20 protein-coding genes are annotated in these 25,424 nt (G+C 59.5%); 14 read left to right on the top strand and 6 right to left on the bottom strand.

What is annotated here, in order from left to right:
- Window positions 1–35 precede the first annotated feature (35 nt).
- The gene (locus msub_RS10200; RefSeq protein WP_048495920.1) at window positions 36–632 is read left to right on the top strand and encodes a phenylacetic acid degradation protein PaaY; all 597 of its coding nucleotides are present in this window, start codon (window positions 36–38) and stop codon (window positions 630–632) included.
- Window positions 633–677: 45 nt separating this feature from the next.
- Here the strand turns inward: msub_RS10200 and msub_RS10195 are convergent, their stop codons facing one another.
- On the bottom strand, window positions 678–2,480 hold the full coding sequence (locus msub_RS10195; RefSeq protein ID WP_082146452.1) for a flavin-containing monooxygenase: 1,803 nt from the start codon (window positions 2,478–2,480) through the stop codon (window positions 678–680).
- A gap of 339 nt (window positions 2,481–2,819) precedes the next feature.
- Here msub_RS10195 and msub_RS22470 point away from each other — a divergent pair, with 339 nt between their 5' ends.
- Both msub_RS22470 and msub_RS21805 read left to right on the top strand, forming a co-directional pair.
- Window positions 2,820–4,526, top strand: a complete 1,707-nt coding sequence (locus msub_RS22470; RefSeq protein WP_197083813.1) for a sigma-54-dependent Fis family transcriptional regulator — start codon at window positions 2,820–2,822, stop codon at window positions 4,524–4,526.
- Window positions 4,456–4,791 (top strand): helix-turn-helix domain-containing protein, encoded by a 336-nt coding sequence (locus msub_RS21805; protein ID WP_454786186.1) that lies wholly within the window; start codon window positions 4,456–4,458, stop codon window positions 4,789–4,791. Before msub_RS22470 ends, msub_RS21805 begins: the two co-directional genes overlap by 71 nt.
- A gap of 24 nt (window positions 4,792–4,815) precedes the next feature.
- Here the strand turns inward: msub_RS21805 and msub_RS10185 are convergent, their stop codons facing one another.
- Window positions 4,816–5,268 (bottom strand): Lrp/AsnC ligand binding domain-containing protein, encoded by a 453-nt coding sequence (locus msub_RS10185; RefSeq protein ID WP_048495918.1) that lies wholly within the window; start codon window positions 5,266–5,268, stop codon window positions 4,816–4,818.
- Between the two features lie 159 nt (window positions 5,269–5,427).
- On the opposite strand from msub_RS10185, the gene msub_RS10180 reads away from it, so the two are divergent.
- Together msub_RS10180 and putA are read left to right on the top strand one after the other, a co-directional pair.
- A complete protein-coding gene (locus msub_RS10180) occupies window positions 5,428–8,931 on the top strand; it encodes an NAD-glutamate dehydrogenase (RefSeq protein WP_053077948.1) in 3,504 nt (1,167 codons plus the stop codon).
- Window positions 8,932–9,100: 169 nt separating this feature from the next.
- The gene (putA, locus tag msub_RS10175; protein WP_048495917.1) at window positions 9,101–12,730 is read left to right on the top strand and encodes a bifunctional proline dehydrogenase/L-glutamate gamma-semialdehyde dehydrogenase PutA; all 3,630 of its coding nucleotides are present in this window, start codon (window positions 9,101–9,103) and stop codon (window positions 12,728–12,730) included.
- A 62-nt stretch (window positions 12,731–12,792) separates the two neighbouring features.
- On the opposite strand, the gene msub_RS10170 is transcribed toward putA, so the two are convergent.
- Window positions 12,793–13,494: a lytic transglycosylase domain-containing protein gene (locus msub_RS10170; protein WP_048495916.1), complete on the bottom strand. Its 702-nt coding sequence runs from the start codon at window positions 13,492–13,494 to the stop codon at window positions 12,793–12,795.
- A gap of 206 nt (window positions 13,495–13,700) precedes the next feature.
- Here msub_RS10170 and msub_RS10165 point away from each other — a divergent pair, with 206 nt between their 5' ends.
- Both msub_RS10165 and msub_RS10160 read left to right on the top strand, forming a co-directional pair.
- Window positions 13,701–14,183: a shikimate kinase gene (locus msub_RS10165; protein ID WP_048497053.1), complete on the top strand. Its 483-nt coding sequence runs from the start codon at window positions 13,701–13,703 to the stop codon at window positions 14,181–14,183.
- A gap of 335 nt (window positions 14,184–14,518) precedes the next feature.
- Window positions 14,519–16,231: a bifunctional diguanylate cyclase/phosphodiesterase gene (locus msub_RS10160; RefSeq protein ID WP_048495915.1), complete on the top strand. Its 1,713-nt coding sequence runs from the start codon at window positions 14,519–14,521 to the stop codon at window positions 16,229–16,231.
- Between the two features lie 56 nt (window positions 16,232–16,287).
- On the opposite strand, the gene msub_RS10155 is transcribed toward msub_RS10160, so the two are convergent.
- The gene (locus tag msub_RS10155) at window positions 16,288–16,479 is read right to left on the bottom strand and encodes a DsbA family protein (protein WP_048495914.1); all 192 of its coding nucleotides are present in this window, start codon (window positions 16,477–16,479) and stop codon (window positions 16,288–16,290) included.
- An 83-nt stretch (window positions 16,480–16,562) separates the two neighbouring features.
- Window positions 16,563–17,258 carry a pseudouridine synthase gene (locus tag msub_RS10150; RefSeq protein ID WP_048495913.1) on the bottom strand — a complete coding sequence of 232 codons (696 nt, stop codon included), beginning with the start codon at window positions 17,256–17,258 and terminating at the stop codon, window positions 16,563–16,565.
- 54 nt (window positions 17,259–17,312) lie between these two features.
- Between msub_RS10150 and msub_RS10145 the strand changes: the two genes are divergently transcribed.
- The 5 genes from msub_RS10145 to rarD all read left to right on the top strand — a co-directional run bounded on the left by msub_RS10145 (window position 17,313) and on the right by rarD (window position 22,448).
- Window positions 17,313–17,552, top strand: a complete 240-nt coding sequence (locus msub_RS10145) for a TIGR02647 family protein (RefSeq protein ID WP_048495912.1) — start codon at window positions 17,313–17,315, stop codon at window positions 17,550–17,552.
- Window positions 17,553–17,613: 61 nt separating this feature from the next.
- Complete coding sequence (locus msub_RS10140; RefSeq protein WP_048495911.1) at window positions 17,614–18,348, top strand: TVP38/TMEM64 family protein; 735 nt, start codon at window positions 17,614–17,616, stop codon at window positions 18,346–18,348.
- Complete coding sequence (locus msub_RS10135) at window positions 18,345–20,540, top strand: hypothetical protein (protein WP_048495910.1); 2,196 nt, start codon at window positions 18,345–18,347, stop codon at window positions 20,538–20,540. Before msub_RS10140 ends, msub_RS10135 begins: the two co-directional genes overlap by 4 nt.
- 103 nt (window positions 20,541–20,643) lie before the next feature.
- A complete protein-coding gene (locus msub_RS10130; protein ID WP_048495909.1) occupies window positions 20,644–21,531 on the top strand; it encodes a DMT family transporter in 888 nt (295 codons plus the stop codon).
- A 26-nt stretch (window positions 21,532–21,557) separates the two neighbouring features.
- A complete protein-coding gene (rarD, locus tag msub_RS10125; protein WP_048495908.1) occupies window positions 21,558–22,448 on the top strand; it encodes an EamA family transporter RarD in 891 nt (296 codons plus the stop codon).
- A 9-nt stretch (window positions 22,449–22,457) separates the two neighbouring features.
- On the opposite strand, the gene msub_RS10120 is transcribed toward rarD, so the two are convergent.
- On the bottom strand, window positions 22,458–23,348 hold the full coding sequence (locus msub_RS10120) for a haloalkane dehalogenase (RefSeq protein ID WP_048495907.1): 891 nt from the start codon (window positions 23,346–23,348) through the stop codon (window positions 22,458–22,460).
- Window positions 23,349–23,432: 84 nt separating this feature from the next.
- On the opposite strand from msub_RS10120, the gene msub_RS10115 reads away from it, so the two are divergent.
- Window positions 23,433–24,350, top strand: a complete 918-nt coding sequence (locus msub_RS10115) for a diacylglycerol/lipid kinase family protein (protein WP_048495906.1) — start codon at window positions 23,433–23,435, stop codon at window positions 24,348–24,350.
- Window positions 24,351–24,520: 170 nt separating this feature from the next.
- Window positions 24,521–25,303, top strand: coding sequence for a substrate-binding periplasmic protein (locus msub_RS10110; protein ID WP_048495905.1), 783 nt, complete (start codon window positions 24,521–24,523; stop codon window positions 25,301–25,303).
- The last annotated feature ends 121 nt before the right edge of the window (window positions 25,304–25,424 follow it).

The raw sequence follows: 25,424 nt of genomic DNA, 5'->3' as shown, positions 1-25,424 counted from the left end.
TCCCGTTCCGGTATCTACTTGCCCAGGAGAGCGTTATGCCCAGTTACAGTATAGAAGGCGTTGTTCCCGTCGTTCACCCGTCGGCCTATGTTCACCCGACAGCCGTGTTGATCGGCGATGTCTGGATAGGGCCGGACTGCTACGTGGGGCCGGCAGCGTCCCTGCGCGCGGATTTTGGCCGGATTGTCCTGAAGCAGGGCTCGAACGTGCAGGACACCTGCGTGATGCACGCCTTCCCGGGCATGGACACCATTGTCGAAAAAAATGGCCATGTCGGGCACGGGGCCATTCTGCATGGCTGCATCATTGGCGAGGACGCCATGGTGGGCATGAATGCGGTGGTAATGGACGAGGCCCACATTGCCCCCCGCTCCATCGTTGGCGCCTGCGCCTTTGTGAAGGCAAAGTTCACCTGTGAGCCGGGCTCACTGATTGTCGGGTCACCGGCAAAAGTGATGCGGATGCTTAGCGACAAGGAAATCGCCTGGAAGAAAAAGGGAACCGAGGAGTACCAGAGGCTGACCCTCCGTTCCCTGGCCAGCCTGGAGGAAGTGCAGCCGCTGGCGGAAGACGACCAGGACCGGCCCCGCTTGGATGCCAGCGGCTACAAGCCGAAGTACGAGCAGGAATAAAAGAAACTGGGACCCCGACCTCCCACGGGTGGGGCCCAGGCTGTATCAGGACAGGTGATGGACCGTTTGCAATCCGTAAACTGGTGTTTCCAGCCCCTCCATCCGTGCTTTCAGCTGTAACGCCAGGTAAAGCGAGTAATGTCGGGACTGGTGCAGGTTGCCACCGTGGAACCAGAGTGCCTGCTGCTGGGTCGGTTTCCACATGTTGCGCAGTTCGCCCTCCCAGGGGCCGGGATCCTTGGTGGTATCCGAGCCCATCCCCCAGCATTTGCCCACCTTATCGGCGACCTCCTGGGAAATGATACGGGCGGCCCAGCCATTCATTGAGCCGAAGCCGGTGGCATACACGATCAGATCTGCGGGCAGCTCGGTACCGTCTGTCAGGGTCACGGACCTGGGGTTTATGCGCTCAATGGTCACGCCGCTATTCAGCTTGATTTCCCCCTGAGCGACGAGTTCCGAGGCGCCGACATCGATGTAATAACCGGAGCCACGGCGGAGGTACTTCATAAACAGGCCGGAGCCATCATCACCGAAGTCCAGCATGAAGCCTGCCTTCCTCAGGCGGTTGTAGAAATCCGCATCCTGTTCCTGCGCCTGCTCGTAAACCGGCTTGTGGAATTCAGGCATGATCCGGTAGGGGAGCGACGCGAAGGTCAGATCGGCCTTTTCGGTGGTGATGCCGTTTTCGACTGCCTGCTCCGAATAGAGGCCACCCAGTGCCAGGTCCATGAGTGTGTCGGACTTGATGATATGGGTGGAGGAGCGCTGAATCATGGTTACGTCGGCATCGTTTTCCCAGAGGGCGGCGCAGATGTCATGGGCTGAATTGTTGGAGCCCAGCACGATGCACTTCTTGCCCTTGTAGGCTTCCCCGCCCGGGTGTTTGCTGGAATGATGCTGTTCCCCCTCAAAGCTGTCCATGCCCGGAATGTTCGGGATATTGGGGATGCCGGACATGCCGGTAGCCAGTACAAGCTGTTTGGGGCGGAGGGTCACTTTTTCCCCATCCCGGACCACGTTAACGATCCACTCCTGCCGGTCCTCGTCAAAGCGGGCGCCGGTGCATTCGGTCGAGCTCCAGTAGTTCAGCTCCATGATTTTGGTGTACATCTCCAGCCAGTCCCCAACTTTGTCCTTGGGGCAGAAGACTGGCCAGTGCTCCGGGAATGGAATGTAGGGCATGTGGTCGTACCACACCGGGTCGTGCAGGCACAGGGACTTGTAACGGTTGCGCCAGGAATCGCCGGGCCTCGGGTTACGCTCGATGACGATGGTGGGCACATCCAGTTGCCGTAAGCGGGCTGCCAGGCCAATGCCACCCTGGCCACCACCGATGACCACACAATAAGGCTGTTTGCCGTAACCGAGTTCCCGCTCTTCTTCCTGTCTGGCCTCGAGCCAGGTCTTGCGGGACTTGCTGGCGCCGTGCTGGGCGCCCTTGGGGCGCAGGTGTTTGCGTTTCTCCGGGAAGTCCCGCAGCTCCTGCATGGTGGTGAGCAGGGTCCAGGCCTTGCCGTCACGAAGCCGCAACTGCCCTTTGCCGAAGGCGTCATCGGTCTCGAAGGTGATCCAGGCTTCCAGCACACCGTTCTGTTCGGTGGCCTCCTCGGATACCTGCCAGTTGTGGGGCTGCCTGGCTTTCGCCATGGTAGCGAGCATGCTCCGGATTTCGTCTCGGCCTTCAAGGGTCTTGATGTTCCAGGTCATTGAAACAAGATCCCGCCAGAACCCGCCTTCCTCAAAGTGATCAGCAGCCTGTTCGGGGCTGTCTGTTTGCAGGGTTTCACTGAAACTGGCGAGCCATTGCTCGACTTTTTCGGTAGGGGTAAGAGGGTGTTGTGTCATTTGCGTTCTCCACTGTTGCATTGTTTTTGTTTGCAAAGTGGCTTCTGCAGCTGCTGTGCCAGGTCCTGATTAACAGTAGCTGCAGACGTCCAGGTTCCTGAAATAATTGATGTCCTTTAGAGAGCACAAGCCGTGGCTGCGCAAATTTCACGGCAACTCTCGTTCGCGGAACGTTACAGCTGTAATGCCCGGGAGCCTTCCGACGTTACAGGTGTAACGTCTTTAGTGGTACTAAAGAAGGATGCGGTGGGAGGTGGTAAGGGTATAAGCTGAGCGGACATTGCAGTAGTCCTCCGACAGATGGCAACCAACAAGAGCCCGTCGGTTCAGGAGCTTTGCATGACCGCGCAACAACTTGCCCAACGTCACCACATCGATTCCATTCTCAGCTATGCCGAGGGGAGACGGTCAGCAACAGCATCCCCCGAGACGGAGCTGATCGGGCGTTCGTGGAAGCGCTGCATAACGGATTACGGGCTTGACCCGAGCCAGCCCCGTAGCGCCCGTATCGTCACTCAGCAGACCCTGCGGGAGCACCAGGACTCGGTGGACGAGTTCCTGAATGTGGCAAGGGCAGGCGTCGAACAGTTGTATGGGATGATTTCCCATCTGGGGTATGTGCTGCTGCTGACCGACGATCGCGGGATTACTGTCCAGTACCTGGGTGACAGGCGTTCCGACCGGCGCCTTCGACAGGCAGGGCTATATCTCGGCGCTGACTGGAGCGAACAGTATGCTGGTACCTGTGCCGTTGGAACCTGTATTGCGGAGCAGCAGGCACTGACCTGCCATCGGGTTGATCATTTTGATGCGACTCATATCAGCCTGACCTGCACTTCGGCACCGATCCTCGACTCCTCCGGCAAGCTGCTGGCGGTGTTGGATATTTCCGCACTGGACTCGCCGCAGGCCCGCTACAGTCAGACGTTTGCGCTTAACCTGACTCAGCTCTACGCCCGAATGATTGAAGACGCCTACTTCCTCCGTAGATACCGTAATCAGGTGATTTTCCGCTGTGATGCCTCACGGGAGTTCGTCCAGGTAAACGGGCAATATCTCTTCGCCATCGACGAGGCGGGGCGGGTAGAAGCCAGCAATACTGCGGGTCGTGCGCTGATTGGCGATATGCCTCGGCAGAAAATCATAGACCAGAAGCCAGGCCTGACTCAGCTTTTCGATTGTCAACTGGAGGATATCTGGAGCATCCCGTTTGATCAGGAGGACCAGGTGCGGGCTTTCCGTCGTCAGGGCAGCGGCGACACCTTCTTTGCTGCGCTGATTCAGCCGCGCATCGTCTCCCCCCGGTCGGCTGGGCCTGAATCATTCGCAGCGGATGAGCGGGTTCCGGGGCTGGATAGGCTGGCTGCCGACGACCCTGTCATGCGCCGTACGCTTGGCCTGGCCAAGCGGCTTCGAAATCGGGACGTAGGCCTGCTGATACTTGGTGAGACCGGTACCGGGAAGGAGATTCTTGCCCGGGCTATCCACGACTCAGGCAATCGGAGCAAACGGGCGTTTGTGGCTGTTAATTGCGCCGCAATTCCGGAATCGTTGATTGAGAGCGAACTGTTCGGATACGTTGCCGGCGCCTTCACGGGCGCACGAACCAAAGGCATGCGAGGACTGATCCAGCAAGCGGATGGTGGCACGCTGTTCCTTGACGAGATTGGGGACATGCCACTGCAACTTCAAACCCGGCTATTGAGGGTCCTCGCTGAAGGGGAGATCCTGCCGATTGGTGGGGACAGGCCCGTTCGTGTGAACTGTCGGGTCATCGCCGCAACCCATCAGGATCTGGGGCAGTTGATTGAGCGCGGTGATTTCCGTGCGGACCTCTACTATCGTCTCAATGGCGCTTCTCTGAAGCTGCCGCCGCTGCGGCAAAGGGCGGACCGGCTGCACGTTATTCATTCTGTACTGGATAACCTGATTGCCGGCGGGGGGGCAATCGGCAGTTCGATTGCGTGCAGACGCCGTGAGCGCACTTCTGGCCTGCGACTGGCCAGGGAACATTCGCCAGCTGGTCAATGCACTGATGTTTGCTGAGGCAACCTGTGACGGCGGCGAGATCACAGCCAATGACTTGCCGGAGGAATGCGTGCCTGACCGCATGCCTCCCCTCGAAAATGACCTGGCTGCCAGTGATAGCGAATCAACGCCTCTGCTGAATGCCCTGCACGCTAACCACTGGAACATTTCAGAGGTGGCCAGACAGTTCGGGGTATCCCGGCCAACGGTTTATCGCTGGATGGGGCAGCAGGGAATTACCTTACCCCGTTTTCTGAGTCGGGGAGATGCCTCCGGCAGATAGGGGTTCGGCGCTGCCCGGGTGACTTCAGATGCCCGCATCCTTCACGTTTTCCATCACCACAAACGTGCTGGTCTGGAGCACATGGGGCAGGGCCGATATTTCCTCTCCAAGGACCTGTCGGTATTCCTGCATGTTCCGGGTGCGGACTTTCAGAAGATAGTCGAAGTTGCCGGCAATCATGTGGCATTGCTCCACCGCGGATAACTGCTTGACGGCGTTGTTGAAGGCCGTCAGTGCGCCACTGCTGGTGTCATTCAGGGTGACCTGGGCAAAGGCGATGTGGCTCAGTCCCAGCTTGGTCTGGTTGACCAGCGCGGTATAACCGGTGATGTAACCCTGTTCCTCCAGGCGGCGCATCCGGACCTGGCACGGGGTTTTGGAAAGGCCGACCCGGGAAGCGAGTTCGGTCACGGTGATCCGGGAATTTTTCTGTAATTCGCGAATGATGGATTGGTCAATTCTGTCCAAATCGGCCATAGAGTCGGTTCCAGGCTGGATTAACGGCTAAAATACCCGGTAAATATAATCAAAACTCCTCAATTCCGAAACTATACGGCCAAAGTGACTTTCAGGGCTTGCGTATACTGTGAGCTACGCTAATACCGAAAGACCGTAGATTCAGTCCGGAGAGTTTCGATGACCGATTCCCGCGCCCTACAAGAACAAACCCTGCTGGAACAGCTTGCGGATGTGCTACAGAGCCAGTCTCCCGATAGTGATGACTCCCTTGAGCTGCGTGAGCTTGTCGCCCGGATGGTGCAGGAGTCCGGCTCCTGGGACGAGGATCTGCGCGCCGAGCTGGTGCGGGTTTTTGGCGAATCCCTCGGCGAGCGTTACGCTCAGGTATTCAGCGGCGGATTCCCCTCCACGTACCGGGCCAGGTTCCCGGTAGCGGAGGCTCTGGCTGATATCGAACAGATCCAGTCCATCGCCGTCAGCACCGATGTGCCCATGCGTTTTTACCAGCCAAGGGATGCCTCCGAAACCGGGTTCCACTTCAAGCTGTACAGCCAGGGGCAGGCGGTTGTGCTGTCCGATGTCATCCCGATCCTGGAGAACCTGGGTATGCGGGTGCTCGGGGAGCACCCCTATCCGGTGCGGCGCCGGGATGGTGAAGCCTTCGGCGTCAGTGACTTTACCGTGGAACTCCACGCCAGCTGCCGGGGTGCCGATCTGGATACCGCCAGGCCGCTGATCCAGGGGGCGTTCCGGGAGATCTGGAATGGCTTTGCGGAAAACGACGAATTCAACCAGCTGACCATGCTGTGCGGCCTCGGCTGGCGTGAGGTGGCGCTGTTGCGGGCCTACGCCCGCTATATCAAGCAGCTGCGTTTCGGCTTCAGCCAGCCCTTTATCGCCGAGACCCTGGCGCGCCACCCGGACATTACCTCCCTGCTGGTCAGTTACTTCCAGAAACGGTTTGACCCGGAGCTGCAGCTCAAAAAGAAAGGCCAGGCCACGGCTGACAGGATCGGGGCGGAAATACTTGGTGCGCTTGAAGCGGTCGCAAGCCTCGACGATGACCGGATTCTCCGGCGCTTTTTCGTGCTGATCCGGGCCACGCTCCGGACCAATTATTTCCAGCGCCAGGAAGGCGGTGGCTTCCGGAGTTACCTCTCGCTCAAGCTGGACCCGTCCTCCATACCGGATATCCCGCGCCCGCGGCCGAAATTCGAGATCTTTGTCTACTCGCCGCGGATAGAAGGGGTGCATCTCAGGGCGGGCCCGGTCGCCCGGGGCGGTCTGCGGTGGTCTGACCGGATAGAGGATTACCGCACCGAGATTCTCGGGCTTGTCAAAGCCCAGCAAGTGAAGAACTCGGTCATCGTGCCGGCCGGTGCCAAGGGCGGCTTCGTGGTGAAGCAGCCACCGCAGGACGCCTCACGGGAGGCCTTGCGGGAAGAGGGGGTGGCCTGCTACCAGACCTTTATCCGGGGGCTTCTGGACATCACCGACAACCTGGTCGATGGCAGGGTCGTACCCCCGGAAAATGTGGTTCGTTACGACGCCGACGACACCTACCTGGTGGTTGCGGCCGACAAGGGGACCGCCACCTTTTCCGACATTGCCAACATGCTTGCCGCGGAATACGGCTTCTGGCTGGGCGATGCCTTCGCCTCGGGCGGCAGCGAAGGCTATGACCACAAGAAAATGGGTATTACCGCCCGGGGCGCCTGGGAATCGGTGAAGCGGCATTTTCTGGAGCGAGGCACCGACACCCAGGCGGACGAGTTCACCGTGGTCGGTATCGGCGATATGGCCGGGGATGTATTCGGTAACGGCATGCTGCTCTCAGACCGGATCCGCCTGATCGGCGCCTTCAACCACCAGCACATCTTCATCGATCCCAAACCCGATGTCGCAGCCGCATTCCGTGAGCGTCAACGCCTGTTCAACCTGCCGGGCTCCACCTGGGCCGACTACGACACCGGGCTGATCAGCGAGGGGGGCGGTGTTTTCTCCCGGTCCATGAAATCCATTCCGGTGTCGGCGGCCATGCGGCGGGTGCTGGGCATCAAGGCGCGATCGTTGCCGCCTGCGGAGCTGATCAGTGCCATGCTGAAGGCCCCGGTCGACATGCTGTGGAACGGTGGCATTGGCACCTATGTGAAGGCGCCTTCCGAGACCCACGAAGAGGTGGGTGACAAGGCCAATGATGCGCTCCGGATCGACAGCAACCAGTTGCGCTGCAAGGTGCTTGGGGAAGGGGGGAACCTCGGGGTGACCCAGCGGGCGCGGATTGATTTTGCGCGTCTTGGTGGCTCGGCCAATACCGATTTCATCGATAATGCCGGCGGTGTGGACTGCTCGGACCACGAGGTCAATATCAAGATCCTGCTCAATGATCTGGTGCACCGGCAGCGCATGACACTGCCTGAGCGCAACGGACTGCTCCGGGCAATGACCCCGGAGGTCGCCGAGCTGGTGTTGCGAAACAATTACCGGCAGGCCATGGCGTTGAGCCTTGCCGGGAAGCGGGCGGTTGCCAGCGCCGACCAGTATGAGCGGCTGATGCGACGGCTGGAGGCCGAGGGTAGGCTGGATCGCGGCCTGGAATTTCTTCCTTCCGAGGAAGAGCTGCAGGCCCGCCGTGATCGGGGTGCGGGCCTGACCCGGCCGGAATTGGCGGTGCTGGTGTCCTACGCCAAGATTGAGCTGAAGCAGGCGTTGGTAGCCTCACCGATCGTGCAGGACTCCCGGTTTAACTCGGCACTGCACTCGGCCTTCCCGGTGTCCCTGTTGGCGGCATTTCCCGAAGCGGTGGACACGCATCCGCTGCGGGCGGAAATCGCCGCAACCCAGATCGCCAATGATCTGGTAAACCGCATGGGCATCACCTGGTTTGACCGGGTTCGCAGTGCCACAGGCGCAGACCCCGGCCGGATTGCCGCCGCCTACCTGATCTCCCTGCGCATTCATGACGTAGACGCCCACTGGGAAGCCATAGAATCGCTGGATGGCAAGATCAGCGCCGATGTGCAGGCAGAGCTGTTTGCCGATGCCATTCGGCTGGTAACCCGCAGCACCAGCTGGCTGTTGAAGAACCGGCGGCAGGCGCTGGATCCGACGTCCTGCATTGAGCATTACCGGGCGCCACTGGCAGATGTACTGGCTTCGCAGGAGCGTCTCGGCTCGGTGATTCCTGCAAGTCGCTGGCAGGACAGCTATGCTGAATATTGTGAGCGCAAGGTTCCGCAGGACCTGTCGGCCTGGTGCGCGTCCGCAGAGAGCCGTTACTGGCTGATGGATATGATCGAGATTTCCCGTCAGCTGGGGCAGAGCCTGGAAGCCGTTGCCTGGGTGTATTTCAGGCTTGGTGAAAGCCTCAAGCTGACCTGGCTCGACAGGCAAATGCGGACCTTCCGGGCAAGCGGCCACTGGCAGGTGCTGGCGACCATCCATTACCGGGATGAGCTTGATCACCAGTTGAGGACACTCACGCTCAGCGTGTTTTTCGAGCCGGTAGCGGGTAGTGCAACCCCGGCGGAACGGCTGGAGGCATGGCGAAACGACAAGCAGGCGTTGCTCGGCCGGTGGGAGCGCATGCTGAGCGATATGCAGACCGCGACCGATGTGGATTGTGCCGTTTTCTCCGTGGCTCACGGCATGCTGAGAGAGCTGGCGGCAAAAACCGGATAGCCGAACATGACAGGCGGAGTACCTGAAAATTAATGTTTTCTGAGGGAAATATTAAAATTTAACCATCTAAAAAAGACGTAATGGTGTGCTCGCCTGGTTTTTATAGACAAATAGTCTTTGTTGATCTCGGTAGAATGCGGGGGAGACAAACAACTAAGAGGGTACAGCTATGAGACCGCAGCAATCAGAGACGCCGGAGCTTGTTGACAGCCGGCAGGCGATCCGTGACTACATTCTTGCTGATGAGCACAAGGTGATTCACGAGATGATTGCTGGCGCCCAGCTGTCCCAGGCTGAGCGGGACGCCATTTCAGCCCGCGCGGCGGGCCTGGTGCGTGATGTTCGCAAGAGCGCCAAGTCCACCATCATGGAAAAGTTCCTGGCGGAATACGGCCTGACCACCAAGGAAGGCGTTGCCCTGATGTGTCTGGCCGAGGCGTTGCTGCGCGTGCCGGACAACACCACCATTCACGAGCTGATCGAAGACAAGATTACCTCCGGCGCCTGGGGCAGCCATGTGGGCAAGGCGTCGTCCTCGCTCATCAACACAGCCACCGTTGCCCTGCTGATGACCAGCAACCTGCTGAAGGACTCCGAGCGCACCACCGTAGGCGATACCCTGCGCAAACTGCTCAAGCGTTTCGGCGAGCCGGTGATCCGTACTGTGGCCGGCCAGGCGATGAAAGAAATGGGACGCCAGTTCGTGCTGGGCCGTGATATCGACGAAGCCCAGGATGAAGCCAAGGAGTACATGGCCAGGGGCTATACCTACTCCTATGACATGCTGGGCGAGGCCGCTCGCACAGACGCCGATGCCCGGCGCTATTACGAATCCTATTCCAACGCCATCGACAGCATCGCCAAGGCGAGCAAGGGCGATGTCCGCAAGAACCCCGGCATTTCCGTCAAGCTGTCCGCCCTGCTGGCCCGTTACGAATACGGCAACAAGGAGCGGGTGATGAACGAGTTGCTGCCGCGGGCCCGCGACCTGGTCAAGAAGGCGGCTGCCGCCAACATGGGGTTCAATATCGACGCCGAGGAGCAGGATCGTCTTGACCTGTCCCTGGATGTGATTGAGTCGCTGGTGTCCGATCCCGAGCTGGCCCGTTGGGATGGCTTCGGCGTGGTGGTTCAGGCCTACGGCAAGCGCTCGTCGTTTGTGATTGACTGGCTGTATGGCCTGGCCGAGAAGTACGACCGCAAGTTCATGGTGCGCCTGGTCAAGGGGGCGTACTGGGATGCCGAAATCAAGCGCGCCCAGGTGATGGGCCTGAACGGCTTCCCGGTGTTTACCCGCAAGGCCTGCAGTGACGTCTCGTTCCTGTCCTGCGCCACCAAACTGCTGAACATGACCAAACGCATCTACCCGCAGTTTGCCACCCACAACGCCCACTCGGTTTCCGCCATTCTGGAAATGGCCAAGACCAAAGGCGTCGATAACTACGAATTCCAGCGCTTGCACGGCATGGGCGAGTCCCTGCACAGCGAGGTACTGAAAGTCAGCGGCGTGCCGTGCCGCATTTACGCGCCGGTGGGGCCGCACAAGGATCTGCTGGCGTACCTGGTGCGCCGTCTGCTGGAAAACGGGGCCAACAGTTCCTTTGTGAACCAGATTGTCGACAAGCGCATTACGCCGGAAGAGATCGCCAAGGATCCGATTGTCAGCGTCGAGGAAATGGGCAAAAACATTTCCAGCAAGGCAATCGTGCATCCGTTCAATATTTTTGGCGAGAACCGTCGCAACTCCAAGGGCTGGGACATCACTGATCCGGTGACCGTAGAGGCGATTGAAAAGGGCCGCGGGGCCTACAAGGACTACCGCTGGAAAGGCGGCCCGCTGATTGCCGGCGAGGTTGCCGGCACCGAGGTGCAGGTGGTGCGCAACCCGGCCGACCCGGATGATCTGGTGGGGCATGTCACCCAGGCCTCGGACGCCGATGTGGATGTCGCCATCGCGGCGGCTGCGGAAGGCTTCAAGAGCTGGTCACAGAAGTCCGTCGAAGAGCGTGCGGCCTGCGTTCGCAAGGTGGGCGACCTTTACGAGGAAAACGTCGACGAGCTGTTCGCCCTGACCACCCGCGAGGCGGGCAAGTCGCTGCTGGATGCCGTCGCCGAGGTCCGTGAGGCGGTGGACTTCTCCCAGTATTACGCCAATGAGGCGATCCGCTACAAGAACAGCGGCGACCCCCGCGGAGTGATCTGCTGCATCTCGCCCTGGAACTTCCCGCTGGCGATCTTTACCGGGCAGATTCTGGCGAACCTGGCGGCGGGCAACACCGTTGTTGCCAAGCCGGCCGAGCAGACGTCCTTGCTGGCCGTCCGGGCAGTGGAACTGATGTACCAGGCGGGTATTCCCAGAGATGCCATCCAGTTACTGCCAGGCACCGGCGCAACCGTGGGTGCGGCGCTGACCTCCGATTCCCGTGTAACCGGTGTGTGCTTCACGGGCTCTACCGCAACGGCCCAGCGCATCAACAAGGTAATGACCGAGAACATGGCGCCCGATGCCCCGCTGGTGGCGGAAACCGGCGGCCTGAACGCCATGATCGTGGATTCCACGGCGCTGCCGGAGCAGGTGGTGCGTGACGTACTGGCCTCTTCTTTCCAGAGTGCCGGTCAGCGTTGTTCGGCGCTGCGCATGCTGTACGTGCAGAAAGACATTGCCGACAACCTTCTGGAGATGCTGTATGGCGCCATGGAAGAGCTGGGCATTGGCGATCCCTGGCTGCTGTCCACCGATGTGGGCCCGGTAATCGACGAGAACGCTCGCAAGAAGATTGTCGATCACTGCGACAAGTTCGAGCGCAATGGCAAGCTCCTGAAGAAGCTTCCGATTCCCGATAAGGGGCTGTTTGTGTCTCCGGCGGTACTGAGCGTGAGCGGCATCGAGGAGATGGAAGAGGAAATCTTCGGGCCGGTGCTGCACGTTGCTACCTTTGACGCAAAGAACATCGACAAGGTGGTGGATTCGATCAATGCCAAGGGCTACGGCCTCACCTTCGGCCTGCACACCCGGGTAGACCGCCGGGTCGAGCGGATTACCAGCCGGATCAAGGTCGGTAACACCTATGTGAACCGGAACCAGATCGGCGCCATCGTCGGCTCCCAGCCGTTCGGCGGTGAGGGTCTGTCCGGCACAGGTCCCAAGGCCGGCGGCCCGCAATACGTCCGCCGGTTCCTGAAGGGCAAGACGGTTGAGCGTGAGGCGGATTCCGGCGCGAAGAAGGTGGATGCCAAGCAGTTGCAAAAGCTGATCGGCCAGTTGGACAAACTGACGGCACCGAAGCCGGACGCCCGTCTTGACGCGCTCAAGCCAATCTTCGGGGACGTTGCCGCACCGCTGGACGCCCATGTGGAAGCCCTGCCGGGGCCAACGGGCGAGACCAATCGCCTGTCCAATCACGCCCGTGGTGTGGTGCTGTGCCTGGGGCCGGATCGGGAAACCGCCCTGGAACAGGCCGGAACCGCGTTGTCCCAGGGTAACAAGGTAGTGGTGATTGCCCCGGGCGTGCAGGACACCATCGACAAAGCTGCCAAGGCGGGTCTGCCGATTGCCGGTGTTGAGGGGCTGCTGGAGCCGGAGGCTCTGGCAACCGTCAATGGCTTTGAGGCGGTGGTGAGCTGCGCCGGACAGACGCTGCTAAAGCAGTATCGTGAAGCGCTTGCCAAGCGTGACGGCGCATTGCTGCCGCTGATTACCGAGCATACCCTGGATCAGCGGTTCGTGATCGAACGCCATCTGTGTGTGGACACCACTGCAGCCGGCGGTAACGCCAGCCTGATTGCGGCTTCAGAGTAAGCCTCCGGGCCGCTAACCGGTCACCTTCGTTCCTGCCCGGCAAGCCCTGGCAGGCGCGGTGGTTACCGGGCGGCGTAGCGTTCGTGTAGAATGCCGACCCGCTCTACATAGGCTTTGGTTTCCGCGTAGGGCGGCACTCCCTGGTACCGGCTGACGGCTGCGGGCCCGGCGTTATAGGCCGCGGTGGCCAGCCGGATGTCGCCGTTGAACCGCTCCAGCATGTTCGCCAGATAATTCACCCCACCACGAATGTTCTCCGCCGCTTCCAGGGCGTTGTGGACACCGAGCTCCTCGGCGGTGCCCGGCATCAATTGCATCAGCCCCTGTGCGCCGACCGGCGACAGTGCTTTCTCGTTGAACGCGGATTCGGCATGAATGACCGCGCGCACCAGCGCCGGATCGACCCCGAATTCCCGGGCCGCGGTCTGTATTTCGGAACGGAACGGCTTGGTGAACAGCGGCGTTTTGCGCCAGTCGACGGTGGAATCCGGATCACAGGCGTAGCACTGGAAGCGGATGACATCGAACTCCGCTCCCGCCGGCTGAGCGCTGCTGTAGGCGACAACACCGTTTTCATCCTGGTAGCGATAGACCGTATCGTTGCCAGTGGAGGCCCTGGGCTGGTTCTTGCTCTTCACATTGGTGAATTCGACAGTGCCGTCCGGGTGCACAATACGCTGGATGCTGTCTGCCAGGGCCGGTGCGGACAGCCCGAGCAGAAAAGCAGCCAGTGACGGGATCAGTAGGGTTCTGCCGGTTATCATTATTCACTCGTGAAAGATGCGGTTATCTGCCGGTTCGCCCTGTACTTTCAGGCCGGCCCTGAGGAATTATACGGCCTTGCGGGCCGGAATAAAGCGCGGGCATTGTGGGAAAAATGTTACGTTCTGCGTATTGTCGGCCAGTTCTCATTCACCGGGAAACAATCGTGGATCACCAGAGCAGTTCCGGAAACCTTGTCCTTATCGGTATGCCCGGCAGCGGCAAGAGTACCGTCGGCGTACTCCTGGCCAAGCGGCTCGGGCTTGGCTTCATTGATACCGACCTGCTGATTCAGGAACAAGCCGGCCGCACCCTGCAGGACATTGTCGACCAGGACGGCTATGGGGCCCTGCGGCATCTCGAAGAGCAGGTGCTGCTGAAGCTGGACGTACGCCACAAGGTGATCAGTACAGGCGGCAGTGCGGTCTACAGCGCCCCGGCCATGGAATACCTTCGGTCCAGCGGCACCCTGGTGTTTCTGGATATCCCGCTGGAACTGGTGATCGAACGCATCGGTGATCACAGCATGCGGGGCATTTCCCGCCGGCCGGATCAGTCCCTGGCGGAACTGTTCGCGGAACGCTTTCAGCTCTACTCCTTCTGGGCCGACCTGACGGTGCCGGGTGCGGGCCGTAACCAGGAGCAGGTGTGCGATGCGGTCATGGCGGGCCTGGCACCGATTGTCCAGTAGCACGATGATGCTGTGGAAATGGGGGGCACAGTTACACTTCAGGTACCGGGTCTAATTCCAATGAATAAGAGCGCTACGACATTATCAATGCCTAACTTCCTGCCTTCGTTTGCCGAAGCAGCGAGAGGTCTGAATTGCTGTTAGATCCAAGGCAAAAGGCAAATGTCCTGCCAGCGAGTTATGTAACATTTTTTTACATAGCAACGGTTCTTTTTTAAACTACGCTGGTAGTGGTGGGTCCCGGTTGGCAAAGAAGGTCGCTGATACAACTCCATGATTGCAAGTGAATGTACTATCTGGAATTTGTAAGATTGATTTATTCACACGGGAGTCAAATGACTAGAGAAACTAGTAGTTATCTTCCTACCTTCGAAACCATATGGCACTCGCAGAAATGGCCACAGTTGTCAGCATTTGCTAGAACGGTTTGCAGGCTACTGGTTATTGTCAGCTTTTTAGCCCTCGGCACCTGGGTTGTGCACTTCACCGGCGGTACAGGCTACGCCTACCCCTATGTAATGCTGCTACCGGTATTGTTAACCGCCGTCTGGTTTGGATTAGCTGGAGCAGTCCTGAGCTCGATAACAGCAGGGCTCCTTCTGGGCCCATGGATGCCTCTGGATGTCTCAGCTGGCACTCACCAGTCAACGGCCAACTGGCTGGCTCGTATAGCCTTTTTCCTTCTTATCGGTGTTTTTTCGGCAGGGCTGTTCCAAAGCCTGAGACAGGCCAATCATCGCCGCCTTCTTGCACTTGAAATCGATCACAAAACCGGACTTTGGACTCAAGCTGCCCTCAGCCGTGATCTCGAACGGTTACTTCGAAAAGCGAATCAGAATGGGGCTCCCTCATCAGCGATACTATTGGTCCGGATGCAGGATCTGTGGGAAATTTTGCAGTCGATGGGCGCTGAGACGGCTGAGCAAGTCGTGAGAGACCTGGCCGAACGCATCAGCTACAACATCCGAGTTTCCCACCAGGTTTACCGATTCAGCAAATCGGAGCTGGCAATTCTATTTTCTGTTGTATCTCAGGAGGAAGTCCGCGCTCAAGAAGAAGTGGGCTTCATTTTTGACGTGGCTCAGAGAGTTGGTGAAGAAGAAACAATTGTAAAAGGCATTTCACTGCGTGTTCAGATTGTTGCCGGAAGCTACCTTATTCGAGAAAGCGATCAGAATCCCGAGATTGTTATCAACCGCGCGCGAACCGGCTTGTCGGTAGCGATGGAGAATAATGTTTCCTACCGACGTTACGATCCGATGTTTGACCAGAAAACTGCTGAGCGGGTACAGCTTATAGCGCGTGTCCGAGATGGCTTGGCCAATCAGGAATTTCAGCTATTCCACCAGCCCAAAATATGTCTGCGGACCGGCCAACACGTTGGTTCAGAAGCTTTGCTGCGCTGGTTCAATCATGAAAATAAAATGGTTATGCCCGGGCTGTTCATGCCAAAGGTGGAAAGTACGACATTGATAGACCCTGTGACGCGATTCGTGATCGCGAGAGCATGCATAAACATCAAGTCGCAGAATCTTATGCCAGTCAGCGTTAACTTCGCGATTAACAACTTGATGAACCCCTCGCTAATTAATGATCTGGGGAGGTTGGTTTCTTCATACGGAGTAAGTCCCGAATCATTAGAAATTGAAATTACAGAAGGCGCACTGATTCAGGACCCGGAGCAAGCACGAGAGGCCGTTGGCAATCTGCGCGATCAAGGCTTTAAGGTCAGTCTGGACGACTTCGGCACAGGCTATTCTTCATTTCAGTACCTGACCAACCTGCCGCTGTCCGGATTGAAAATCGACCGGGCTTTTGTCAACAACCTGGAAGTCAGCGCAGAAGCCCGAACGATCATGGAATCCATGATATCGATGGCCAAGGCATTAAAGCTCGAGGTGACCGTAGAGGGCATTGAGACAGCGCAGCAAATGAAGATAGTCGCCGATCTGGGAGCGGACCTGGCTCAGGGCTTTCACTACTCGAGGCCTCTTGCCTTGTCTGAGTATCAGCAATGGGCAAACGACCGGTTATCCTCCCATTTTTAGTGGGAGGATAACCCCTGCAATCATCGGCATCGGCATGGAGCTGGCGCGCGCCCTGCTCAGTGTTCCGAAGCAATCTCCCGAAACGCCCTGACCAGCGCGTCCGGTTCCTGGGCGCCGGAGATCAGGTACTGTTCATTCACAATATACGCAGGCACCGCGGAAACGCCGGCCTGCTGGTACCTGGCCTCGTCTTCGCGCACCACATCGGCGTAGCGGTCTGAGTCCTGGATCGCACCAGGGACAGGCAATGTCGGAGACGATGTTCACGGTTGTCATGGTAGCTCCCGGTTGATTCATCGGATTTCAGGTTACGGGAGAGGCGTTCCGGTTTTCAGTGGATTGACCGGATCTCACCCGGTGTCAGCGCGCGGTAGGCGCCCGGAGGCAGGTTGCTGTCCAGCTCAATGCCGCCCATGCTTTCCCGGTGCAGCGAGGTAACACGGTTGCCGACGGCATGGAACATGCGCTTCACCTGATGGTAGCGGCCTTCGTAGATGGTTACCCGCGCTTCACGGGGCGCCAGGATGTCCAGTTGCGCCGGTGAGGTGGTCAGTTGCTCGAATGCAAACCAGATGCCTTCGATAAAGCGCGCCTGTGTCTCCGGTGCGATCGGGTGCTCGGTGGTTACCCGATAGACTTTCGGGATTTTTATCCGGGGCTCGGTCAGTTGCCTCGACCAGGCGCCGTCATTGGTGAGAATCAGCAACCCGGTGCTGGCGCGGTCGAGCCGGCCGGCGATGTGCAGGTCCGGATGCAATTCCGGGGCGATCAGTTCCATGACCGTTGTGTGGGTCGCATCAAGGGTTGCACTCAGGTAGCCCGCCGGTTTATGGAGCATGAGGTAATGGCAGGGTTCGCCAGCCTGCAGGGTCTGTCCGTTAAGGGTAACGCTCGAAAACCGGTTAACCTCGGCAGCCGGTTCCCGGCAGGTGACATCATTCACCGCCACCCGGCCAGAGGCAATCAGCCAGTTGGCCTGCTTGCGGCTGATATCATTCCGGTTGCTGATAATTCGGGAAAGCTTCATGGTGTGAATCGGCTATGCTGAATGTAAACCCCGACCATAATACGAGGAAATGCCATGCCATTCTCTGTTGATCACCTTGCGGAACTCAATCTCCTGGGCCAGTTCCCGTCCACCTCGACTCAGGAAGGGCTTAAGGTGCACGCCCATTCGGCGGCGCCGGAAACCGTAACGGCCGCGGAGAACCTGTATGCCAAAGGGTTGATCAGCCAGAGGGACGGTGGCTACCTGACGTCGCTCGGGGCGGAGGCGGTGGAGCTGACCCAGAAGCTCCAGGCGATTCTCAGCAACCCCTGAAACAGGCGGGTGTCTGCCCGATCCTTTGAGCCCCGGTGCGTTCCCGCGTTAGGGTGGAAGCATGGGTAACTGGAAAACATCACCTCTGCTGTGGATGGGTGGCAGCATCGCCGGCGTCGGGCTGATCGTTGGCCTGCTCTATGCGCTTGGGGTTCACCAACAGGTCCTGGATCTGTTGCGTTGGTTCGATAGCCAGGGGCTCTGGGCGGCGGTTCTGTTCATCGGCATCATGGTGCTTGCCGTGGTGCTTCTGCTCCCGGGCGTACTGCTGACTACGGGCGCCGGGTTCGTGTTCGGGGTACTGGAGGGCACTACCTATGTGGTGGTCGGAACCACCATCGGCGCTGCGTTGGCGTTCCTGATTGCCCGGTACTTTCTCGGTGAACACGCCCACGTGTATATCCGCAAACGGGCCCGGCTCGCCGTGGTGAACAACGAGATGGCGCCCCATGGCTGGAAAATTGTGCTGCTGACGCGGCTGATTCCCTTCTTCCCGGGCAAGCTGTCCAACTTTCTGTTCGGGCTCACGAATTTTTCTTTTGGCGGTTTTGTTGCGGGTACGTTCCTCGGCGTTATTCCGTTCTCGCTTCACAACGTCTACCTGGGCTCGCTCGCCGCAGACCTGTCGACCATGGGTGCGCGGGAGTCTGGCCGAACGCCGCTGGAATGGGCGATTTACGGTGCCGGATTCGTGGGCAGTGTCATCGCGGTGGTGTTTCTCAATCGCCTCGCCCGCCGGGCACTGGCCCGGTATAGGGTTGAGACCGAGCCAACGGAAAAGGAGCCGCGTGAATGAGCTGGATGAAGTGGTTGCCATGGCGCTATCTGGTCAAACGCATGGCCCATCGCCACGGCTTTCTCGATCCGATTGCGCTGCTGGGGAAACTGCACAGCTTTGCCCAGCCATCAGAGGTTGGCGAGCCGATTGAACTGCTCCGGGCCGGGGTGGTGTTCCATGCCCGGGGGCTGATCAACAGCCGGGTAATCCAGCACAACCTCGACTGGGTCTGGCCCTACTGGATTGAGCGGCAGTTTGACCCGGAGGATGTAGCGTTCATACCCCGGGCGTTTTCCATTACCCATATCAACCTGAGTAACCGTAACTGGACCGCCATCGGGCAGCCGGACGTGGCCGAATTGCCGGTTGTTGATCCCCGGGGGCTGCTGACACCATTCCTTGACAGCTGGTCGCTGGATGCCTGGGTGCTGGCTGACGACGGTCGCTGCCTTCTGCCTTCGCGCAGCAAGACCGCCCGACAACACCAGGAGCTTGCCGGTGGCCCGTGCATCGTGACCGATTCCGAACTCGATGGCCTGACGCTCACCACTCGTTCCCGGGTGGTGGTGGAAAACGGCCGGCCGGTGTGTGAACTGGCGGTGACGGCCCGTTCAGACATATCCGGCAATCTGGTACTCGCCCTGCGCCCCGCCAACCCGGAGGGCATCAGTTTTATCCATCGGGTCAGGCTGTCTGAGCAGCGCAATGCCTGGACCATTGACGGAAAGCAGACCGTGTTCTTCAGCCGCCCCGCCACCCGGCATCATGTTTCGGACTACCGGCAGGGCGATGTCCGGATTCATCTCCTGGACAAGGAGGACCAGAGCCAGGGGCTGTGCAACGTGGGTATGGTAACAGCGGCGGCGCTGTTTCCGTTACGGGCCGGAGAAACCTCCGAGCTCACGGTGACCGTTCCGCTGGCAGACGACACCGCGCTGGCGGTTCGCGCCGACGGCTGGCCATCCGCCCTGAAGGGCCATGCCCGGCTGGAGTGCCCGGATGAGTCCTGGCAATTTCTCTACGATGCGGCCCTGCACTCCCTGGTGCTGCATTCCCCGGAAGACGTCTACCCGGGGCCCTATACCTACAAGCGGTTCTGGTTCCGCGACGCCGCGTTCATTATTCATGCCCTGCTCTGTGCCGGCCTGACCGACCGGGCCGAACGGGCGCTGTCCCAGTTCCCCGACCGGCAGCTGCAAAACGGCTATTTCCGCTCCCAGGAAGGGGAGTGGGATGCCAATGGCGAGGTGCTCTGGATTCTACGGCGCTTCCACGAACTGACCGGCCGGCCCCTGCACCTGGAGTGGCGGGAGCCGGTGCGCAAGGGCGCGCGCTGGATCGAGCACAAGCGCCTGAGTGATACCCTCGACAAGCCTCATGCCGGCCTGTTGCCCGCGGGCTTCAGTGCCGAACACCTCGGGCCTAACGACTATTACTACTGGGACGATTTCTGGGGAATCGCCGGCCTGAAAGCCGCCGAGACGCTGCTCAGGCCGGTTGACCGGGAAGCCAGCGAGCATTTCGGTGCCAGTGCCCGGGAGTTCACCCAGACCGTTGACCGCAGCCTGGCAACCTGTGAACAGCGCCTGAAGCGGCCAGGCATGCCGGCTTCTCCCTATCGGCGTCTGGATGCCGGTGCCATCGGTTCACTGGCGATGGGCTATCCCACCCAGTTGTGCCGACCGGACGATCCACGGCTGCTGGACTGTGCCGAATTCCTGCTGGAAAAGTGCTTCGTGAAAGGCGCGTTTTACCAGGACATGATCCACTCCGGCCTGAACGCCTACCTGACCCTGCATGTCGCCCAGGTGCTCCTGCGGGCCGGTGACCCCCGCTTCCTTGGCCTTATGGACGCGGTGGCCAGGCTGGCATCGCCCACCGGGCAGTGGCCAGAGGCTATTCACCCCGGTACCGGGGGCGGCTGCATGGGCGACGGGCACCATGTCTGGGCCTCGGCCGAGTGGGTGCTGATGGTGCGTAACTGCTTTGTGCGGGAGGAGGGCGACCGCCTGATTCTCTGTGCGGGCATTCCCCCGCGCTGGCTGGAGCAGGATAAACCGATCCGCTTCGGCCCGGCGCCGACCAGTTTCGGAACCCTATCGATAACCATCGAGCCCAGGCCCGGTGGGGTGCCGGAAGTCACCTGGGACGGGCGTTGGCACCTGGATGAGCCCCCTATCGAAGTCCGTCTCCCCGGCATCGGCCGCTGACCAACTGTACTGGTCGTGAAACCGGTTTTCTGTATCTGTTTTGTTTGCCTGCTAACTTATAAAGTAAGCTGACTGACAGATACATCGACCCCGGTTGAGTTCCATGCCCTCACTGTTCTACTCGTTTTTTGTGCCAGCACTGTTCGTCTGGCTGTGGAGTACCGGTTTCATCGGCGCCAAATACGGTCTGCCGTTTGCTGAGCCGTTTACGCTGCTGCTGATCCGCATGCTGCTGACCCTGGTATTGCTGGCCGGGCTGGCCTGGATCATGAAAACCCGCTGGCCGGGCTGGCGGGCTGCCGGCCATCTTGCGGTTACCGGGATGCTGGTGCATGGCTGTTACCTCGGCGGCGTGTACTACGCGATCCAGGATGGCATGGCGTCCGGTATCGTTTCCCTGATCGTGGGCCTGCAGCCCCTGGTGACGGCAGCGGCGGCTGTGGTGATCCTCAAGGAGGCGGTCAGCGCCCGGCAGTGGCTCGGGCTTGTCCTGGGCCTGGTGGGCGTGGCTCTGGTGCTTGTCGAAAAGTTCGGAATCAACAGCCAGGCCCCGGGCTTCTCGCCCTGGAGCCTGCTCTGGGCAGCGTTCGCCCTTGCCGGCATATCCATGGGCACCGTCTACCAGAAGCGCCATGGCACCGGCGCGGATCTGGTGGCGGGCACGCTGATTCAATTTGCGGCAGCCGCCGCCCTGTTTGCACTCGGAGCCTTCGCCCTGGAAACCCGGGAGGTGGAGTGGAGCCTGCAACTCAAGCTGTCCATGGCCTGGCTGGTGATCGGGTTATCCATCGGCGCTGTCCTGCTGTTGATGTGGTTAATCCGCCGGGGTGCGGCATCACAGGTCGCCAGCCTGTTTTACCTGGTGCCGCCGGTCACTGCGCTTGAGGCCTGGCTGTTGTTTGAGGAGCGTCTTGGCGGGCTCGCCATGACCGGCGGGCTGATTGCGATTGTCGGTGTGGCTCTGGTGGTTACCCAGAAAAAACCGGCTTGACAAGGATCCCCAGGAGTCGAGAACACATGACGGAAGTGACCAAAGGCGTCTGGTATGGCCTGAGCGCCTACACCATCTGGGGCTGTTTCCCCCTGTTCTTTGCCCTGTTCGAAGGGGTGCCGGCGTATGAGGTCCTGATTCACCGGATTATCTGGTCCTGTGTTTTCCTGGCCCTGGTCATCAGCGGCTTGCGGCGCTGGCAGGCGGTCAGGGCGGCCCTTGGCAATCCAGCCCAGCTCTGGCGGGTACTGGCCTGCGCGGTGCTTATTGCCATCAACTGGGGAGTCTACATTTATGCGGTGGAAACCCGCCATGTGCTGCAGGCCAGTCTCGGCTATTTCCTGACCCCGCTGGTCAACGTTGCCCTGGGCATGCTGGTGCTCCGTGAGCGCATGGGACCCTGGCAGATGGCGGCGGTGATTCTTGCCGGTATTGGCATCCTGATCCAGTTGGTCCTCCTGGGTGAGCTGCCCTGGATTTCGCTGGTGCTGGCCTGCAGCTTCGGCACCTACGGGCTGGTTCGCAAGCAGGTGGTTCTGGATGGCCTGTCCGGCCTGTTCGTGGAAACCATGCTGCTGTTGCCGCTGGGTCTTCTGACCTTCGGCTGGCTGGTGGGTGAGGGCATCTCCCACTTCGGCGACAGTGCCTATATTGGCGCCCTGCTGATGGCCAGCGGCATGGTTACGGCCATACCCCTGCTGCTGTTTGCCGGCGCGGCCCGTCGTCTGAGACTGGCGACCATCGGCTTCCTGATGTATATCAACCCGACGTTACAGTTCCTGATTGCCCTGCTGGTCTTCGGAGAACCCCTGAGCGAAGTCCAGTTGGCCAGCTTCCTGGTGATCTGGATTGCCCTCGGCCTGTATAGCTGGTCGTCCTGGCACTACCGGCTCCGGGTACCGGCCGGCCAGAACTGAGGTTGGCTTTCAGGACAGCGTGGCCAGCAGATTGTTGATCGCCCGGGCAAAGGCGACCGGCGAATCTTCCTGCAGGAAATGCCCGCCTTTCAGGGTTACATGGGGCTGGTCTCTGGCGCCCGGAATCCGCTTTTGCATGTAGGCATCACCCCCGCGAGTTATCGGGTCGCCATTGCTGAAGGTTGTGAGAAACGGTTTTTCCCAACGCTCCAAAACCTTCCAGGCATTCCGGTTGGCCTCGCTCGCCGGGTCGTCGGGATGCATCGGCACCAAACGTGGGAAGGCGCGGGCGCCGGCCTTGTATTTCTTGCCCGGAAAGGGCGCGTCATAGGCTCGCAGCTCATCCGGACCGAGTTTGCGGAAGGATCCGGTATTGATAATCCGGGCAATCGGGAACCAGGGACTGTGCAGCGCAAAGTTCTTCCAGACCTTGAACGCCGGCGGCGCTTTCTGGTCTCCGGTGGGCAGCATTCCGTTGCCGACCACGATGGCCCGGAAACGGTCCGGGTTTTCCGCCGCGAGCCGCAGGCCGAGAAGCGATCCCCAGTCCTGGCAGACCAGGGTGATATTGTTCAACTCCAGTTTATCAATGAATGCCTGCATCCAGTCCATATGCTGTTGGTAGGAGTAGGCGTCCATGGTGGTTGGTTTGTCGGATTTGCCGAAACCGATCAGGTCTGGCGCAATAACCCTATGGCCGGCCGCTGCACACACGGGAATCATATGGCGGTAGAGGTAGGACCAGGACGGTTCTCCGTGCATCATGAGAACCGGGTTGGCGTCCGTCGGGCCCTCATCCACAAAGTGCATGCGCAGGCCGCCCAGCTCCACGTAGTGCGGTTCAAAGGGATAATCCAGCAGGCGTTCAAATCGGTCTTCCGGTGTCCTGACAAAATCCATGGTACTTGCCTTTTTCTTCGCTATTGTGAGGGAATGGCTATGGCAACGTACCCCGAATCTCATGTCAAGGGAGAGACAAGCGCAATGACCTACTGGCTGGTGTGCAACCCCAAAGCGGGTGATGGCGAGCGAGACCGGGAGTTCTGGCTGGCGCATCTGGCCGACGCTGGCATCCGAAACCCTGAATGCTGTGATTTTGAAGAAACAGGTTGGGAAGCGCAGATTCGGGAGCAGGATACGGTGATCATCGCCGGCGGTGACGGGTCGGTGAATATGGCCGCCCGCCTGTGCCGGGAAAAAGGCGCCACCCTGGCCATTCTGCCGTCCGGCACCGCCAACGATTTCGCCCGGAATCTTGACCTTCCGTCCCGGCCGGAGGACCTGTGTGAACTGATCGCCAGCGGCACCACGCAAACGGTGGACGTGGCGGACTATGGTGAGGGTATCTTCCTCAACGTGGCCCACGTGGGTTTTGGCACCCTGCCTGCCCGGGAGTCCGGAGGCGCCGGGAAGAAGTTTTTCGGGCGATTCACTTACGGTCTGGAATTGCTGCGCAGGCTGGATGCCAAACGCGGCTTCCGTGCGACGATCCGCTGCGAAAAGGGCGTGGTCTCCGGGCGATGGCTGACTATTGCCGTAGCCAGCGGAGCTTTTTTTGGCGGCGGCAATGAAATTCCGGAGGCCTCCGCCAACGACGGCCAACTGGATGTCATCGCAGTGCGGCCCCGGCCGGTTTTTCAGCTCCTGTTTACCTTCCTGATGGTTCGGCTCAGTAAGCGGGCGCCCAGCCGCACCAGCACCATCATCCACATGAAAGGTCAGCATTGCTCGGTGCAGACGACAAAGCCGAAAACCGTGACGGCGGATGGCGATGTGGTCACCAAAACGCCACTGGACGTGACCTGTTCCAGAGGAAGCCTGAGGGTGATCGGGCCTACCGTGGTCAGCACGGGGGATGCGGGTGAGGCGGCCGCCGGGATTCCGGATACGTTTTGTCACTGACTTTTTTTGCCGAAAGGTTAATCATGGCCTTTACTGGCAAAAGCAACCACAATGGCTGTCATTTTGTGCCAGAGTGTCGCTTTTGCAACCATGTTGTTGGCCATGGTATCGGTTAACTGATTCCAGGCGCTTGATCTTTACTTCACCTGAATCTCCGAAAGGACAAAAGAATGCCCACTGAACCTGCCGCTCTCTCCTCAATGATCATGAAAGCCGTTAAGTCCGGTGCCTTGATTCTGGCCCTGGCAACGCTTGGCCAGACGGCCTTTGCCGCAGAACGCCTTTATATTTTTACCGAAAACTACCCCCCATATAATGCCTCTGAATCCGGAAAGAATTTCGCCCACAATGAAGACGACATCACCGGCATCTGTACCGATATGGTCAAGGCCATGCTGGCGCGGGTGGATTATGACTATGTAATGAAGATGCGGGCCTGGAGCTACGCCTACAACTGGGTTCAGGGTCGAGAGAATCATGGACTATTCTGCACGGCCCGCACCGAGGAACGGGAAGATCTGTTTCAGTGGGTGGGCCCGCTGGCATCGATCAAATGGACCCTGTTCGCCGCTCCTGACTCTGACATCAAACTGGATTCTCTGGAGGATGCCAAGGGTTTGAAAATTGCCGGCTACAAGGGCGATGTCATGTCCGAGTACCTGGTTAGCCAGGGCTTCAACGTTGTTATGGATGTATCGGGTGATGTGAATCCCCGTCGCCTGACGCTGGGGCAGGCAGATCTGTGGGTGACTGACGGCCTGGTAGGGCCACTGGTGGCAAAGGAAGAGCATGGCATTACCGGCCTGAAACCGGTGCTGGTATTCCGGGAAACGCCAATGTACCTCGCCTTCAGCACCAACACGGACCCCGCTATTGTGGCAGACCTCCAGAAGGCGCTGGATGAGGCCCGAAAGGCCGGCGACATCGAAAAGATCGTGGCCAGCTACGAGTAAAAGGGTCGCCGAGACAAATACATAAGCGTTATCGACTATGCCACAAGGCCTTGAATGATCAGGAAATGACCTACATTCTCCAGTAGAGCGTTGCACAAAAAGGCAGGTGTTTTCAGCCTGC

The sequence above is a fragment of the Marinobacter subterrani genome, from assembly GCF_001045555.1.
GTDB lineage: Bacteria > Pseudomonadota > Gammaproteobacteria > Pseudomonadales > Oleiphilaceae > Marinobacter > Marinobacter subterrani.
This window is presented reverse-complemented; position numbering and strand designations above follow the sequence as displayed.